Here is a 16,782-nt window from a genome sequence, read left to right as displayed (position 1 = left end):
TAGCCTTAGTAGTCATATTAATTTTCAAAATTAACATTGCTCAAACAAATACTTGGAATAGCACCAATTATTACGCTTGGACATAAATCGTCTAATAACTCATCAAGCAATTGTCTATGCGTACTGCTAAATATAGAAGATTTTAATGTGGTTATATATAGGTTTTGGATTTTTGATTCACTTCGCCAGGCGGGGCATAATATTAATGAAGCATATCTACCCCAAGCATCATCGGTTGGGCCAGAAACGATCATTAGCCGCATGGCAGCTTTAACTTTAGGGTTTGAATAGCTGTCAGAAACGGGAGTGCAAGGTATACCATTTTTATGAAGTGTCGTCGCGATAGACCAAGCTACTGTAGCGTTAGGATAATAATCGGGAAATGCTAAAATAAGACCATTTCTCGATGCTATAGGAGACCAATCTAGAGTTATTAAATCTTTTAGCGGCACTGGATCATCAGATGGTGTCGATGCCCTCGCCCAACCTACGTGTTCTCCGCAGTTTGTTTTTTTTAAAATATTTTTAATTTCTATACGAAGTGATTTTTTGTCATCTCCAACAAGCTCGCCTGAAAAAACAAGAATACCTCTAAGAGATGTTTTCTTAATGATACGCTGTCCATTTACTGATGGGGTTGAGTTAAATGGGGTGGCGGTGTCTGCAGTTTGATCAATAATTCCTTTTTCGTAAAGAGTGATATTTTCTTCAGGGTTACGAACAACTTCTATAAGAATAGAGGGAATTCTATTGTAGGGGCAAAAAGCCTCCCACCGGTTAGGGGCAATTTCACAGATCTGTCGTGCCCCCGGCCATTTATCATTATGGAACGGTATCCAGGCGGGGGATGATAGCAATCCTTCAAAAGCTGGAACTTTTTCCTGAAATCTGATAGTGGCACTGCCATCTTGTGTTAATCCTAACTTTGCTTTACTCATGATTAGATTGCGGACAATAACATCATGACTCGCCAGATAATTAAGTCCGTTCAAGTAATCTTTTCCTGAAATATTGTCTAGTTTGTAGATATTATTGGGTCTGGGAGAAAGAGTGTATGTATGCCCCTCATCTTTAATATTTATATCACAGCCGCCTTCTATGCTCACGTTCGGAAGTGGTGCAGACAATGGTGCTCGTGGAGGTAACGCTCCCAAACTCGCTAATTGTAGAGCTCCATAGTTGCGAGGAGATTTTAATGATCCAGGAGGTGCATCCACGGCAATTCTAATTAATTTGTTATTCTCCACCACAAAACCTCCTTACTTCCTGGGCGCCAGTTTGCCAGGAGTATTTAATTGTCATATTTTTGAGGGTTGAGTTATTTGATATTGGTGTTTTTTGATATTTGTTGCAAGAAAAACGTGCAAAAAAGTATCTGATTAATGCTCTATTAATTTAGAGTCGGTGAATGCGTTGCTCTTTAGTTGCTAGAGTTCTACTGGTGATAATTGTTTAGAAAGTCTTCGGACTTTTTTGCTGATTTTCTAAGAAACATAATATAGTTTTTTTCATGCTCAATAAATCCACCAATCTGATGAGATAAAGGAGGGGGTAGTGTTTTTTCTGCGTTAAATAACTCTTCTCTGGCATCCCTTCCTAAATCTTCGATTTTACTTAATATAGGTAAAACGAATCCACGCATTTGCTGTTCAAAAAGTGGAAATCTATAAGTGTCCACATGTAAATTTTGAACAGCGATAGTAAACCCACAGTTGATTACGTTATGCCACCACCCAGGGGGGATATAAAATGCATCACCTGCAGATATCGTACCTTCAAAAATATCTGCACCTTGCTTGAGCACTTGATTAGCAATTTCAGAATTAAATAAATCTTGTCCATTCGAAACTGCAAATGTGTGGGATGGTGACACCATGCGGGCTTTTTTTTCACCCACAATCATGGTTAATACAGAGTTAACGAAAAAAGAGTCTGTATGGAGTGGGCTTGATACATGTTGATATCCGATAAGTAAGTTTGTTGGTGGTATTGAGATCGAAGGTGGTAGTTTGTATAGCCAGTTATCAGGGAAACAAGGTAGCGTCATATCTATATCGTCTAGAAGCTCAGGGAACTCTTTGTGATAGATCCATCCTCCCAAATATGGTAGTTCGGCGTTACTGTCAGAATAATTATTATTTTCTGCTAGATATATATATTCTCTTAGAGGTATTTTAACTTGGTTTTTATAGCGCTCTTGCTGTTTTGTCTTGTAGTAACAGACAGGCACTTTAACATGCCCGTAGGTGTTTTTGAAAAAGCCCGCAGACCAACGCTTAATTGCAGGCCAATCCTTGCCCATTCCTTTTAGAATGACTGGCTTTTCATTCATGAGATAGTTTTTTTGGAAAGCTATTGCATCGCTAGAATCAATACTCTCAAGAGGAGTTATATTTTTATTTGACAAGAGAGCACTCCTTACTTATGGGTTTTTTTGGTTTTTTAGAAAGGTCACTCTAATGAATGACCTTTTTTGTCATAGCCCTAGCGTACTATTAACAGCGGCTAAAAATAGCCTGAAGCATCAACTCATCATCTGCTACGTCCATAAAGAAAGAGATATCTTCACTTTCATTAGTGGCGGCGAAAGTGTTGTCTGATTCTAAAATGTGTTCAATCATCTCTTCATTTTTCATTTTATATTCTCATTGGGTGATTGGTAATGTTGTAGCGGTTTTAGATTGATCAGTCACTGATTGTTTTTATGTCTCGCTCCAGAACCACGCCGGAGAACCTGATTTGTCGGTGAGGACTCGCGTAGTTTCTGAACTGATCAGCGACTCCTAGAGTAAAGACCATGTTGCCGGTATTACGCAAATGAACACGTTGTGATTCTATGTGTCAGTGCGTCCGTAATAGGAGACATGACTGCTTCGATAAAAAACATGCAAGCCTGGCCGCCAGGTGCAGTGCGGTATTAGGAAAGTACTTACGAAGGACTTCTTGTTTGACTTACAGAAATAACTTTCAATATTTTAGGACGCTCCAAACAAAAAAAGCCCCATGACCAAACAGACCACGGGGCTAAAAATTGGCTGGATGCGACCAACCAAAGGAGCTCTTTACATCACTTGGCCGTAGCGACCACCGTATCCGGCTGCCAACCGCCACCCAGCGCCTTGTAGATCGCAACAATCCCGCGATACAGATCAACCTCGGCCTGGGCCTGGGAGTCTTCGGCAGCGAGGCGTTCGCGTTGTGCGTCGAGCAGCACGAGGAAGTCCACGGTGCCTTCGCGGTAGCGGATCGCGGCGAGGTCGGCGGCGGCGCGGCTGGATTCGCTTTGGCGGATCAGCGAGACCAGGCGTTGCTGACGCTTGCCGTAGTCGCTGAAGGCGTTCTCGGATTCTTCCAACGCCAGCAACACTTGCTGCTCGTAGTTGGCCAGGGCGCCATCGGCCTCGGCATCGGCGCCGCGCAGGCGCGCACGCACGCTGCCCAGGTCAAACGCGGCCCAGGTGATGCTCGGGCCGAGGGCCCAGGCATTCGCCGCGGATGAACCGATCTGCGAACCGCGCCCGGCGGTGAAGCCGAGGAAGCCGCTGAGGCTGACCCGTGGGAACAGGTCGGCCTTGGCCACGCCGATGCGCGCGGTGGCGGATGCCAGTTTGCGTTCGGCACTCAGAATGTCCGGGCGCCGTTGCAGCAGTTGCCCTGGATCGCCGATCGGCAGCGCCTTGGCAATCGCCGGCAAGTCTTTCGGGCTCAGGTCCACGCTCAGCTTGTCGGGGCGCTGGCCGAGGAGGGTGGCGATGCGGTTGCGCTCGCGCACTTGTTCGGCCTGCAGTTGCGGCACGCTGGCTTCCACCGCCGCGAGGCGCGCGTCGGCACGTTCCACGTCGAGTTGGTCGCCCACACCGGCATCGCGCAGGCTGACGGTGATGGTGCGCGACTCCTGTTGGTTCTTCAGGTTGTCCAGGGCGATGCGTTCACGCAGTTGCGCGCCGCGCAGTTGACCGTAGGCGTCCACCAGTTCGGCAATCAGCGTGACTTGCAGCTGGTACAGGTCGGCTTCGGCCGCTTGCTGGTCGGCGTCGGTGGCTTCCAGGTTGCGCTGGATGCGGCCGAACAGGTCCAGCTCCCAGGCCATGTCCAGGCCCAGGTCATAACGCTCGCTGTTGACGCGCTTGGTGGTCTGGCCAGGGATTTGCCCCTTGGCCAGGTCACTGCTGGCGCGGCTGGTGATGGTCGGCATCGCGTCGTTGCTGGCGTCATCGCGGATCGCCCGTGCGGCCCGCAGGCGGGCAAACGCCACACGCAGGTCGCGGTTACCGCTCAGCGACTGAGTCACCAACTGGTTCAGAGTCGGGTCGTCGAATTGCTGCCACCAGATGCCTTCGAATTTCCCGTGGTCGTATTTTTTGGCATCGGCGGCAGCCGTGATATTGGCCGCCTCCGGGGTCTGGGTTGTGTAGTCCGGGCCCACGGCACAGGCGCTCAGCGCCAGGACCAGCAAGCTCGGCAGAAAGACTTTCACACTCATTGCTGTGTCTCCAGCTTCAAGGCCTTGGCCGCTTTGCGCGCGTCCTGGCGCTCCACATAGCGACGGATCAGTACGTAGAACACTGGTGTCAGCAACAGCCCGAAGAAGGTCACGCCGATCATCCCGGAGAACACCGCCACGCCCATGGCATGCCGCATCTCGGCACCGGCACCGCTGGACAGCACCAGGGGCACCACACCCATGATGAAGGCGAACGAGGTCATCAGGATCGGCCGCAGCCGCAGACGGCAGGCTTCCAGCACCGCGGCGAGCGGGTCGAGGCCTTCCTGCTGTTTATCCTTGGCGAACTCGACGATCAGAATCGCGTTCTTACAGGCCAGGCCCACCAGCACGATCAGGCCGATCTGGGTGAAGATGTTGTTGTCGCCGCCCGAGATGATCACCCCGGTGATGGCCGACAGCAGCGTCATCGGTACGATCAGGATCACCGCCAGTGGCAGGCTCCAGCTTTCGTATTGGGCGGCCAGTACCAGGAACGCCAGCAGCACACAGAGCGGGAACACGAACAGCGCGGTGTTGCCCGAGAGGATTTGCTGATACGTCAGGTCGGTCCACTCGTAGGTCATGCCGTTGGGCAGTTCATCCTTCAGCAGTTTTTCAATCGCGGCCTGGGCCTGGCCGGAGCTGTAGCCCGGTGCAGCGTTGCCGTTGATTTCCGCGGTGATGAAGCCGTTGTAGTGCATTACGCGGTCCGGGCCGGAGGTGTCGCTGACCTTGATGAAGGTCGCCAGCGGGATCATCTCGCCTTTGTTGTTACGCACTTTCAGCTGGCCGATCTGGTCTTCATCCAGGCGGAACTGCTGTTCAGCCTGCACGTTGACCTGGTAGGTGCGGCCGAAGCGGTTGAAGTCGTTGGCATACAACGAACCCAGGTAGATCTGCAGGGTGTCGAAGATGTCGCTGATCGCCACGCCGTGGGTCTTGGCCTTTTCGCGGTCGATGGCGGCATCGACCTGGGGCACGTTGACCGTGTAGCTGGTGAACAGGCCGAACAGCTCCGGCGTGGTGCGGCTCTTGGTGATGACGTTCTGCACTTCTTTGTACAGCTCTTCGTAACCCAGGTTGCCACGGTCTTCGATCTGCAGGCGGAACCCGCCGATGGTGCCCAGGCCCTGTACCGGCGGCGGTGGGAAGATCGCCATGTAGGCTTCCTGGATGTCGCTGTACTTGCCGTTCAGCGCACCGGCAATCGCACCGGCGGACATGCTCGGGTCTTTACGCTCGTCGAACGGTTTGAGGGTCACGAACACGATGCCGCTGTTCGGGCTGTTGGTGAACCCGTTGATCGACAGGCCCGGGAAGGCCACGGCGCTTTCCACGCCCGGCTGTTTCAGGGCGATGTCGGACATGCGCTTGATCACGTCTTCGGTGCGATCCAGGCTCGCGGCGTCCGGCAATTGGGCGAAAGCCACCAGGTATTGCTTGTCCTGGGCCGGTACGAAACCGGTCGGGGTGTGGGCAAACCCGAACCACGTCAGCACCATCAGGCCAGCGTACAGGAACAGCGCGATGCCGCTGCCGCGGATCACCCGGCGCACGGTGCCGACGTAGCCATGGCTGGCTTTTTCGAAGAAGCGGTTGAACGGCCGGAACAACCAGCCCCCCAACAGCTTGTCGAGCACCTTGGAGAAACGATCCTTCGGCGCGTCATGGCTGCGCAGCAACACGGCAGCCAGGGCAGGGGACAAGGTCAGCGAGTTGAAGGCCGAGATCACCGTCGAAATCGCAATGGTCAAGGCGAACTGCTTGTAGAACTGCCCGGTCAAGCCGCTGATGAAGGCCGCGGGAATGAACACGGCGCACAGCACCAGTGCCGTGGCGATGATCGGCCCGGTCACTTCGCTCATGGCCTTTTCAGTCGCCTGGAACGGTTCCAGGCCCAGCTCGATGTTGCGCTCGACGTTCTCCACCACCACGATGGCGTCATCCACCACGATGCCGATGGCGAGTACCAGGCCGAACAAGGACAGTGCGTTGAGCGAGAAGCCGAACAGGTGCATCACCGCAAACGTACCGATCAGCGAGACCGGCACCGCCACCAACGGAATGATCGAGGCGCGCCAGGTCTGCAGGAACAGGATCACCACCAGCACCACGAGGATCAGCGCTTCGAACAGGGTATGCACCACCGCCTCGATGGAGCCGCGCACGAAGATGGTCGGGTCGTAGACGATGCTGAAGTCCATGCCTTCGGGGAAGCTCTTCTTCAGCTCCGCCATCTTGTCGCGCACTTCGTTGGAGATCTGGATCGCGTTCGAGCCTGGGCGCTGGAAGATCGGGATCGCCACGGCCGGCTGGTTGTTGAGCAACGAACGCAGGGCGTATTGGCTCGAACCCAGCTCGACCCGCGCGATGTCTTTGAGGCGCGTGATTTCACCGTTATCGCCGGAGCGAATGATGATGTTCTCGAACTCTTCTTCCGTGACCAGGCGGCCCTGGGTGTTCACCGACAACTGGAAGCTGGTGGCATTCGGTGCAGGCGGCGCACCCAGCGCACCGGCGGCCACTTGACGGTTCTGCTCGCGAATCGCGGTCACCACATCGGTGGCGGTCAGGTTGCGCGAAGCGGTCTTGTTCGGGTCCAGCCAGACGCGCAGGGAATAGTCGCCCATGCCGAACAGCTGCACATCACCCACGCCGCCCAGGCGCGCCAACTCGTCCTTGATGTTGAGCAAGGCGTAGTTGGACAGGTAAAGCATGTCGTAACGCTGATCCGGGGAGGTCAAATGCACCACCATGGTCAGGTCGGGGGAGGCCTTGTCCACGGTGATACCGATGCGCGTCACTTCCTCGGGCAGCTTGGGTTGCGTGCGCGTCACACGGTTTTGCACCTGCACCTGCGCGTTGTCCAGGTCGGTGCCCAGGGCGAAGGTGATGGTCAGGGTCAGTTTGCCGTCGGCGGTCGACTGCGAGGACATGTACAGCATGTTCTCGACGCCGGTGATCGCCTGTTCCAGCGGCGCGGCGACGGTTTCGCCGATGACTTTGGGGTTGGCGCCAGGGAAGTTGGCACGCACCACCACGGTCGGCGGCACCACTTCCGGGTATTCGCTGATCGGCAGTTGGAACAGCGAGATCGCGCCAGCGATCAGGATCAACAGCGAGAGCACCGCTGCGAAGATCGGCCGCGAAATGAAGAACTTGGAAAAATTCATCTTGAGTCGTATCCCTTAACCGCGTGGAGTCGCGACGGCTGCGAGCTTGGGCGCGGTTTTTTCCGGCGCCACTTGCTCCAGGTTGCTGGCTTCAAGCGCTTGTCGTTGTTGGGCCAAGGCGGCGAGGGTTTCCTTGCTGGCCATCGGGATGGTTTCCGGGGCGACCGGCGCGCCCGGGCGCACACGCTGCAGGCCCTTGACGATAATGGTGTCGTCCTTGTTCAGGCCGCTGCGCACGATGCGCAAACCTTCGATCTTCGGCCCCAGTTCCACCGAGCGGTAGGCTGGCTTGTCGCCTTCCATCACCAGCACGAACTTCTTGCCCAGGTCGGTGCCGACCGCTTCATCGTTGATCAGCACGGCGGAGTAAGTGCCGCTGCCGACCAGTTTCAGGCGGGCGTACAAGCCAGGGGTGTATTCGCCTTTGCTGTTGTCGAATACCGCGCGGCCACGGATGGTGCCGGTGGCCGGGTTGACCTGGTTGTCGACGAAGTTCATCTGGCCCAGGTGCGGGTTGCCGGTTTCATTCGACAGGCCCAGGTACACCGGGGTGGTCGCGCCACGGCGACCCTGGCGGGCGAGTTCGGTGTACTTGAGGTACACGCGCTCATCGGCGTCGAAGTAGGCGTAGACCTTGTCGGTGGAGACCACGCTGGTCAGCGCGGTGACGTCGGCGGTGACCAGGTTGCCAGCGGTGATCTCGGCACGGCTGACACGGCCGCTGATCGGCGCGATGACGCGGGTGAAGCTCAGGTTCAGCTTGGCCAGGTCCAACTGCGCCTGGATGCCGGCGACAGCGGCGCGGGCTTCCTGGGCGGCGGTGGTGCGCGAGTCGGCCAGTTCGGCGGAGATCGCGTTGCTCTGGCGCAGGCGTTCGCCCCGTTGCGCTTCGTTATCGCTGCGGGTGGCGGCGGCTTTGGTCTGTTGCAGTTGGGCTTCGAGGCGGCGCACCTCGGCCTGGAACGGGCGTGGGTCGATCTGGAACAGCAGGTCGCCTTTCTTCACGAGGGCGCCTTCGGTGAAGGCCACCTGATCGATCTGGCCGGACACCCGTGGACGGATCTGCACGGTTTCCGGTGCTTCCAGGCGTCCGGTGAATTCGTCCCACTCGTTGACCGGTTGCTCAAGCACCTTGGCCACGCTGATTTTTGCAGGAGGCATGGCGGCCGCTTGTTCCGGGGTTTTGCCGCACGCGCTCATCACCGCCACGGCCAGAATCGCCAGGGGCAAGCGTAAGTGTTTGAGTGTCTGTTCCATGAGGTGTATCCGCCAATGTATTTGAGATGGGCGGATCATGCGCGGGGAGCTGCTAGGTCACGAATCGAATGAAGCAAAGATAACTATCATTCGGAATGATATAAGCGCGGAGTGAGCCCTCTAGTCTGCGGGTTTCATTAGGCAGCTATCAATATGCTTGATGACAAAGGCATGTTGCGCGCGCTGCAAGGAACGCCGCAACGCCTAACTGGCACTGTCGCTCGCCAGCTGCGCAACGATGCGTTCTATCAACATTCTCACCCGTCTGGGCTGAATGCGCGTGGGCGGGTAGACGATGTTCAGCGCTGTGCGGCCCAGGTCGTAATCCTCGAGCACCTCGACCAAGCGGCCGGCGTCGAGATCGGCACGCACGTCCCACACCGATTTCAAGCAAATCCCGTGGCCGGCCAGGCACCATTGGCGGACCAGCGCGCCGTCGTTCGCCACGCGGCGGCCACGCACCATGATCCGGTGGGTCTGCCCGTGCTGCATGAACGCCCACTCCCGCGAAATATTGACGCCGAAGCGCATCACCAGGCACTCGTGCGCGGCCAGGTCCTCGGGGTGTTGCGGGGTGCCGTGGCGCGCCAGGTACAGCGGTGATGCACACACCACTCGGCGGTTTTCGCCAATCAGACGGGCATGCAGGGTGCTGTCGGCCAGCGCGCCGAAGCGCACGGCGAAGTCGATCCCCTGGCCGACGGGGTCGACATAGCCATCGCTGAGGTTCAGGTCGATGCTGACCTGCGGGTGCTCCTGCATGAACTGCGCAAGGATCGGCTCGATGTATTGGCGGCCGAAGTCTTGCGGGGCGCTGAGGCGGATCGGCCCGCAAAGGGTGTCGGCGCCCAGGCGAATGCTGGTGTGCAACTCGTCGGCGTCTGCCAACAGGCGATGCGCGCCATCTTAAAAGCCCGCTTAGCCTGCGCGAACACGAGACCCTCTGAGCCCATCACCCAAGGAGATTTTTCAATGAAACCCTCACCTATAGCGCGCGTTTGCTTCATCGCCACACTCTTGACCTCGACCTTTTCCGGCGCAGTCCTGGCGGCCAGCACTGAACTGGTCAAGCCGGGTGTGTTGGTGGTGGACAAGAGCCTCCCGCCTGCGCAACTGGCGCTCATGGAAACCGCCGCCCGCCGTTATGACACCTTCTGGGACACCGGCGACGAAAGCCTGGCCCGTGAGGCGCTGGCCGCAGATTTCATCGACAAAACCCCACCGGCCGGACGTAAACAAGGCCCCGAAGGCCCGTTGCTCGCCTCCCGGGCGTTTCGTGAAGCGGTGCCGGACCTGCGTTGCGAGGTCGAACACATGCTCATCGCCGGCGACCGCGTGGTGGTTCACCTGCATTTTCGCGGGCACTTCACCGGCACCTTCGGCCAGATCAAGGGCGCTGGGCAGCCCGTGGACTTTATCGCCACCGATATCTATCAGATCGACAACGGCAAGATCACCGCCAACTGGCACATCGAAGACAACCTGACCCTGATGAAACAGTTGGGCGCCCTGTAATCCTTGAGAGGCACCGCGTGCCTGACACTTCGGGCCAGGTCGAAGCATGCTGGGGTGGCAATTTTTTACAATTGCGGCTTCTATTAGCAGCGGTGCTGCCACGCGAGGAAACCTCATGACTGCGTCGATCGATCCCGGCCTGCTGGCTATCTATGAAGCCTGGCACGCCAGCGTCTGTGCCGGCGACCTGGCCGCGACGGCGGCGTTGTATGCCGAGCAGGCGGTGTTCGAAACGCCGCTGGTGCTGGCGATCTACCCCGACCACGGCAGCGGCGTGCTGGTCGGCCGGGGGACGATCCAGCGGTTCATGGAGGACAGCAAGCGCCGCTTTCCCAATGACCTGGCTGAGTGGTATCGCAGCGATAAAGCCTTCATCAACGGCCGCAACCTGACGTGGGAATACCCGCGCAAGACGCCGACGGGGGAGCAGGTCGACCTGATGGAAATGATGGAGATAGAAGACGGCTTGATCACCTGCCACCGCGTGTATTGGGGCTGGTATGGCGTGCGCTTGCTGGCGAAGGCGCAAGCGCTGTGAACCCGCGTGCGGCGGTTGCGATCATTGGTGGGTCGGTGACCGGTGTCGCGGCGTTTATCCAACTGGTGCGCGTCGGCAACGCCAAGCGTATCGACATCATCGATCCCGAGGGGCTGGCGGACTCGATTGCCTTCGGCGTCTGCGAGGACGTGCTGTTATGCAATACCTCGGTGCAGACCCTGTCGATACTGGACGATGAACCGCACGACTTTCAGCGCTACCTCCAGGCGCAGGGCATCGACGTCGGCGAAGACGCGTTTGTGCCAAGGACCTGGGTGGCGGGCTATCTCAAGCAACGCTATGCCGAGTACCGCGATGTGGCCGAGGCCCGGGGCATTGCGCATCGGATCGTGCGGGCGACGGTGCGGCATATCCAGCCGGTCGCGCGCGGCGACTATCGCCTGGTGCTGGATGAAGGCAGCGAGCTGCGCGCCTGTGCCGTGCTGGTCTGCACCGGCAGTGCCGCGCCGTTCGTGCCGCCGCTGGTCAGCCCGCATGCCGGTGCGCCGGGCATTTTCTCCACGCCATACCCGGCCAAGGCCTGGCTGGACAGCCTGGATAAACCGTCACGGGTCTTGGTGCTGGGCAGTCGCCTGTCGGCGGTCGACAGTGTGTTGCTGCTCTGCGGCGCGGGGCACCAGGTGCTGATGGCGTCGCCTTCCGGGCGTTTGCCGGGCGTGCGTACCGCCACCCCCCGGCGTGGCGCGGTGGCCCTGGATGAAGCGCGATTCGCCCGGCTGGATCTGGAAAACCCCAAGCTGTACTGGCACTTGCTGCGCATCGTTGCGCGGGCGACCAAGGCGATCAATGGCCGCTCGCTGCGCGAACAAGTCGATCGCAGCGCGGAGCCCGCCCAGCGCCTGCGCGGCGAGGTCGCCTTGGCCCGACGGGGCGCGACGGACTGGCAGAACCTGTTGGTGCAGTGCATGGACCTGGCCGACGTGAAGTTGCGCGCGGCGCCGCCGTCGGTGCGCGTGGCAGCGCTGCAAAACTGCTGGGAAGCGGTCGGGCGTTACCTGTTCGCGGTGCCTTTGCAGACCGCAACCACGCTGCTGCGCCTGATCGACGAAGGGCGCCTGCAACTGGCCGCGCACTTGCCGACACAGCTTGAGTGGCAAGGCCAATGGCGGGTCCACGATGCCCAGGGGCGCATCGAGGCGGTGGATGCGGTGGTGTGCGCCAGCGGTTTTCATAAACAGTTTTTCCATGCCTCGCGCAACGGCCTTGAGCTGCAGGTGCCGCCGGCAACGCCGTGTACGCCGCCTTATGTGTCAGCGCAGTTGCAGGTCAGCCTGCCCGGCGCCGAAGCGCCGGAAGACATCTGGCTGCTGGGCGTGGCCTCGTACCTGGCGGCGCCGATGGTCAATTCGGTGTACCAATCGGTGCGCCAGGCCCGCGAGGTGGTGATGCTGCTCGCCGAGCACCCTTCATTCATGGACAAACACGCAACCGAGGCAGTGGCATGAAAGTGTATGGCGACAGAGGTTCGAGCAATACCCGGCGTGTACTGACGACCGCCGCTTACCTAGGGCTTGAGGTCGAATTCGTCTTCCTCGACCTGTTCAGTGGCGAAAACCGCACGCCGGAGTACCTGGCGCTCAACCCCAACGGCACGATCCCGACCTTGGTCGACGGCGACGTGGTGCTGTTCGAAGCCTCGGCGATCATGATTTACCTGGCGGAACGGGCCGGCTCGTCATTGCTGCCCGCGGGCAATGCCAAGTACGAAACGCTCAAATGGATGTTCTGGGCCGCCGAGCATTTTCGTCGCGGGCCCACGGTGCTGATCGAGCAGCGGTTCATGGACCGCCTCAAAGGCCGCGCCGAAAACCCGACCCTGGTGGCCGAAGCGTTGCAGGCGATCCACCGCTACACGGCGGTGCTCGACGGGCACTTGCGCACCCGGCGCTTTGTGGTGGGCGACGCGTTGAGCCTGGCGGACATCGACCTGGCCGCCCCGCTGAGTCATATCCCGCGGACCCAGGCGCCGTTTCTGGAGTATCCCCATGTGGCGGCCTGGTACGCGCGGATCAATGCGCTGCTCGCCTGGCAGCAGAGCGGGGTGGCCCAGGAGCGCCGCATCGCCGAAATCGAGCGCTTGTTCAGCTCGCAACAGGTGCCGGCATAAGGGTTTTCCTGGCCGGGGTCACGGCATGCAGCGGTGCTTCGAGATGGCGCAGATGCTCAATCCCCAGATGCAGCTTGAATGCACGCCAGCCCGAGCCGGTTACATACACCGCACGCGAGCCGGCGGTTCGGCGCAGCCAACCCTGCCGGCAAAAAGTCTCCAGCAGGTGGGTGCCGAGCGGCCCGGCGATGTGGTGTTGCCGTTCGGTCCAATCCAGGCAGCGGCGGGCCTGGAGGTGGTCGTACAAGCATGGCTCGCCGGCCTGCGGGGTGAGTGACTGCAGCCACTCGGTACCACGCCGGGTGAGCACGTATTCGCGCTCGTCGCTTTCAAGGAGAAAACCCTGCTCCAGCATGCCTTGGGTCACCGCTACGCCGACCTGGCCGGCCAGGTGGTCGTAGCAGCAACGGGCAAAACGCAATTCATGGGCCGAACGGTTGGGCAGGCTACGCCACGAACTGGTTTGCGGTGCGACCGCCGCCAGGCTTTCCAGCACATGGGACACATCGGGGCCGGCCAATTGATAGAAACGGTTGCGGCCCTTGGTCTCCACGGTGAGCAAGCCGCCGTCGAGCAGCTTCGCCAGGTGCGAACTGGCCGTCTGCGGCGTCACGCCAGCGGCATCGGCCAAGGCGCTGGCAGACATCGAACTGCCATCTGCCAGGGTGATCAGGATCACTGCGCGCACGGGTTCGGCGATCAGGTAGGCGATGGATGAGATTTTTGGCTGGGTCATTCCGTCGAACTCCGTGCTGTGCCAGGTGAAATCGGATTTCAGGATGACATAAACATAAACACTTCGACACAGCTCGAAGCGTTTATCCCAGAAAGCTGCATATAGTCGAGCCGCCCCCTTAAAGGACGCTCGCGGTCATGACCTCCAACACCCGCTACCAACGACAAGTACTGATTGCGACGAGTCTGAGCTATGTGGTCGTTATCCTCGACACTTCGATTGTCAACGTGGCAGTGGAGTCGATTTCCCGCACCTTTGGCTCGGGTATCACCGGGCTGCAGTGGGTGATCAACGCATATACCCTGACCTTCGCCAGCCTGCTGCTGACGGGCGGCCTGCTGGGCGATCGTTTCGGCGCGAAGAAAATCTACGCCGTCGGCCTCGGCCTGTTTGCCCTGGCCTCGGCGTTGTGCGGCCTGGCCACCGACCTGCCGGAGTTGGTCGGTGCGCGGGTCCTGCAGGGGCTGGGCGCCGCGTTGCTGGTGCCGTGTTCCTTGATGTTGATCAACAGCGCTTACCCGCAGACCCACCAGCGCGCCGGCGCCATTGGCGTGTGGGCCGGGTGCGGCGGCATCGCCATGGCGGCCGGACCGTTGGTGGGCGGCATACTGATCGAGCTGTTCGGCTGGCGCAGCATCTTCTTGATCAACGTGCCGATCGCCCTGGTGGGCGTGTGGCTGACCTCGCGCATCCCGTCTTCGGCACCGTTGGCGCCAAACCGGCACTTGGACGTCACTGGGCAAGTCGCCGCGATTATCGCGCTGGCGACCTCGGTGGCGGTGCTGATTGAAGGGGCGAAGCTGGGGTGGAACTCCGAATGGGTGTATGCCTGTGTGTTCGTGGCCTGTATCGCCTGGTGCGTGTTCTTCGTGACCGAAAGCCGCCACAAGGACCCGATGCTGCCGCTGCAGTATTTCCGCAACCCGGTGTTCTCGGGGGCGACGCTGCTGTCGCTGGCATCGGCCCTGGTGTTCTATGGCCTGTTTTTCCTGCTCAGCGTGTACTTCCAGAGCGAGCGTGGCTGGTCGCCGCTGGACACCGGGCTGGCTTTCCTGCCATTGACCGCCATGGTCACCCTGGGCAGCTTCACCTGCGGCCGGCTGACCCGTGCGTATGGCGCGCGCGCCGTGCTGTGTGCGGGGTTCGGCCTATACACCGTGGGGTTTATCGGCCTGTTCGCCCTGGCCAGTGACGCACCGTACTGGCGTATCGCAGTGTGCTACCCGGCCGTGGGGTTCGGTGCCGGGATCATTACCCCGGCCGCCACCTCCGTGCTGATGAGTGTGGTCGACCGCGCCAAGGCCGGGGTGGCGGCGGGCACGCTCAATGCCAGCCGCCAAAGCGGCTCCGCCTTCGGCGTGGCGATCTTCGGCGCCTTGCTCACCTCGATTCAGCCCCTGGGCGATGCCATCGACGTCGCCGTCAGCGTCGCCATCGGCTTGTCGTTGCTCGCCATGCTGATGGCCGCCCTGGTGTTGAAAGCGCCGGCGGCGCAACCCGTGGAAAGTTGATGGACCTGCACCTGTAAAGGCGATTGCCCGGCACGTTTTCGTGACATTCGCGAAGCGTCGCTGCACCTGAAAAACATCATCAATAGGGATAATGATCATGAATCTGCGTTCTGCACCTGCAGTTGTCGATATGGCAGGGATCGGCATCGGTCCGGCCAACCTTAGCCTGGCGGCGCTGGCCCAGCCCAAACCGAGCATTAGCGCAGCGTTCTTCGAGCGCAGCAGCGAATTTCAATGGCATGCGGGGATGATGGTGCCCGAGGCCAAACTGCAGGTGCATTACCTCAAGGACCTGGTCAGCCTGGTGGACCCGTCCAACCCGCTGTCATTCCTCGCTTACCTGGCGCAGAAAAAACAGCTGCTCAGTTTTATCAACGCGCATTTCGAGCAGGTGCTGCGCCGCGAGTTCAACCAGTACTACCGCTGGGCGTGCAGCCAGCTGCCGAATCTGCATTTCAACAGCGAAGTGCGTTCGGTGACGTTCGATAACGGCCTGTTCCTGCTCCAGGGCGATACCTGGGCGCAGCCGGCGCGCCACCTGGTGTTGGGCACCGGGCAGCAACCGTCGATCCCGGCGTGCGCGCAGGCGCATCTGGGCGATACGCTGTTTCACTCCTCGCAGTACATGACCCGCAAGCGCAGCTTCAAAGACCAGCGCGTGGTGGTGATCGGTGGCGGCCAGACCGGGGCCGAAATCATCCAGCACCTGCTGTCCGACACCGCCGCCTTGCCCGCCAGCGTGACCTGGGTCTCGCGGCGCTGGAATTTTTCGCCGCTGGATGAGTCGCCGTTTACCAACGAGCTCTACACCCCGCAGTACAGCGACCACTTTTTCGCCCAGCCCGAGGCCGTGCGCCGGCCATTGCTGGTCGAGCAGAAACTGGCGAGCGACGGCATTTCCCAAGCGTTGTTGCAGTCGATTTATCGCCGCCTGTACGAGCTCAAGCACGTCTTGCAGCACCCCTGTCACATTCGCCTGCTGCCCGGGCGCGAGTTGACCGCGATTCAGCAGCGCCCGCATCACTGGAGCCTGTCGATGGCGCACGGGCACAGCCAGGTGCAGGAGGAACTGAGTGCCGACACCGCGGTGCTGTGTACAGGCTATGCCTACCAGATGCCGGCGTGCCTGGCGGCGCTTGAATCACGGATTACCCGATGCAACGGCGAGTACGTCTTCAACGATGACTATTCCGTCGCCTGGGATGGGCCGCAGGGCTCGGCCATCTATGTGCAAAACGCCGCGCGCAGCCAGAAAGGCATCGCCGACCCGAACCTGGGCCTGATCCCCTGGCGTTGCGCGAACATCATCAACAGCGTCAGCGGGCAAGCCCTGTACGACTTGGATGAGCCCGAGGCGTTCGTCCAATGGGGCGCCAATGAAGTATTCGACGAGGTCGGCGATGCGCGTTTCGATCGCCTGACCGCTCTCGCCAACTAG

Annotated in this window: 14 protein-coding genes; 6 read left to right on the top strand and 8 right to left on the bottom strand. The window is 59.2% G+C overall.

What is annotated here, in order from left to right; genetic code table 11:
• Nucleotides 1–17 precede the first annotated feature (17 nt).
• The 7 genes from RGV59_RS22240 to RGV59_RS22210 form a co-directional block, all read right to left on the bottom strand.
• Nucleotides 18–1,247 carry a hypothetical protein gene (locus RGV59_RS22240; protein ID WP_126586763.1) on the bottom strand — a complete coding sequence of 410 codons (1,230 nt, stop codon included), beginning with the start codon at nt 1,245–1,247 and terminating at the stop codon, nt 18–20.
• Between the two features lie 188 nt (nt 1,248–1,435).
• A complete protein-coding gene (locus RGV59_RS22235) occupies nt 1,436–2,407 on the bottom strand; it encodes a cupin-like domain-containing protein (RefSeq protein ID WP_102618977.1) in 972 nt (323 codons plus the stop codon).
• A gap of 88 nt (nt 2,408–2,495) precedes the next feature.
• Entirely contained in the window at nt 2,496–2,636 is a 141-nt protein-coding gene (locus tag RGV59_RS22230; protein ID WP_185833604.1) for a hypothetical protein, read from the bottom strand.
• A gap of 431 nt (nt 2,637–3,067) precedes the next feature.
• Nucleotides 3,068–4,483 (bottom strand): efflux transporter outer membrane subunit, encoded by a 1,416-nt coding sequence (locus RGV59_RS22225; RefSeq protein WP_017847282.1) that lies wholly within the window; start codon nt 4,481–4,483, stop codon nt 3,068–3,070.
• Nucleotides 4,480–7,659 (bottom strand): efflux RND transporter permease subunit, encoded by a 3,180-nt coding sequence (locus tag RGV59_RS22220; protein WP_046383237.1) that lies wholly within the window; start codon nt 7,657–7,659, stop codon nt 4,480–4,482. Before RGV59_RS22220 ends, RGV59_RS22225 begins: the two co-directional genes overlap by 4 nt.
• A 15-nt stretch (nt 7,660–7,674) precedes the next feature.
• Nucleotides 7,675–8,916, bottom strand: a complete 1,242-nt coding sequence (gene mexE / locus RGV59_RS22215) for a multidrug efflux RND transporter periplasmic adaptor subunit MexE (protein ID WP_046383238.1) — start codon at nt 8,914–8,916, stop codon at nt 7,675–7,677.
• A gap of 204 nt (nt 8,917–9,120) precedes the next feature.
• Nucleotides 9,121–9,804 carry a substrate binding domain-containing protein gene (locus RGV59_RS22210; protein WP_238587166.1) on the bottom strand — a complete coding sequence of 228 codons (684 nt, stop codon included), beginning with the start codon at nt 9,802–9,804 and terminating at the stop codon, nt 9,121–9,123.
• Between the two features lie 84 nt (nt 9,805–9,888).
• On the opposite strand from RGV59_RS22210, the gene RGV59_RS22205 reads away from it, so the two are divergent.
• The 4 genes from RGV59_RS22205 to RGV59_RS22190 all read left to right on the top strand — a co-directional run bounded on the left by RGV59_RS22205 (nt 9,889) and on the right by RGV59_RS22190 (nt 13,097).
• Nucleotides 9,889–10,431, top strand: coding sequence for an ester cyclase (locus RGV59_RS22205; protein ID WP_126586761.1), 543 nt, complete (start codon nt 9,889–9,891; stop codon nt 10,429–10,431).
• Nucleotides 10,432–10,546: 115 nt separating this feature from the next.
• Nucleotides 10,547–10,969: a nuclear transport factor 2 family protein gene (locus tag RGV59_RS22200; RefSeq protein ID WP_126586759.1), complete on the top strand. Its 423-nt coding sequence runs from the start codon at nt 10,547–10,549 to the stop codon at nt 10,967–10,969.
• Nucleotides 10,966–12,435 carry an FAD/NAD(P)-binding protein gene (locus RGV59_RS22195; RefSeq protein WP_126586757.1) on the top strand — a complete coding sequence of 490 codons (1,470 nt, stop codon included), beginning with the start codon at nt 10,966–10,968 and terminating at the stop codon, nt 12,433–12,435. Before RGV59_RS22200 ends, RGV59_RS22195 begins: the two co-directional genes overlap by 4 nt.
• Nucleotides 12,432–13,097, top strand: coding sequence for a glutathione S-transferase family protein (locus RGV59_RS22190; RefSeq protein WP_017847290.1), 666 nt, complete (start codon nt 12,432–12,434; stop codon nt 13,095–13,097). The genes RGV59_RS22195 and RGV59_RS22190 overlap by 4 nt, the downstream gene beginning before the upstream one ends.
• Here the strand turns inward: RGV59_RS22190 and RGV59_RS22185 are convergent.
• Nucleotides 13,072–13,833: an ArsR/SmtB family transcription factor gene (locus RGV59_RS22185; RefSeq protein WP_126586755.1), complete on the bottom strand. Its 762-nt coding sequence runs from the start codon at nt 13,831–13,833 to the stop codon at nt 13,072–13,074. The genes RGV59_RS22190 and RGV59_RS22185 overlap by 26 nt on opposite strands.
• A gap of 137 nt (nt 13,834–13,970) precedes the next feature.
• On the opposite strand from RGV59_RS22185, the gene RGV59_RS22180 reads away from it, so the two are divergent.
• Together RGV59_RS22180 and RGV59_RS22175 are read left to right on the top strand one after the other, a co-directional pair.
• Entirely contained in the window at nt 13,971–15,344 is a 1,374-nt protein-coding gene (locus RGV59_RS22180; RefSeq protein WP_126586753.1) for an MFS transporter, read from the top strand.
• Between the two features lie 97 nt (nt 15,345–15,441).
• Nucleotides 15,442–16,782: a lysine N(6)-hydroxylase/L-ornithine N(5)-oxygenase family protein gene (locus RGV59_RS22175; RefSeq protein WP_126586751.1), complete on the top strand. Its 1,341-nt coding sequence runs from the start codon at nt 15,442–15,444 to the stop codon at nt 16,780–16,782.

Origin of the sequence: Pseudomonas sp. FG1, assembly GCF_034313875.1 — a bacterium.
GTDB classification, from domain to species: domain Bacteria; phylum Pseudomonadota; class Gammaproteobacteria; order Pseudomonadales; family Pseudomonadaceae; genus Aquipseudomonas; species Aquipseudomonas veronii.
Note: the sequence above shows the minus strand (reverse complement) of the source record. Positions and strands in the feature narration are given on the sequence as shown.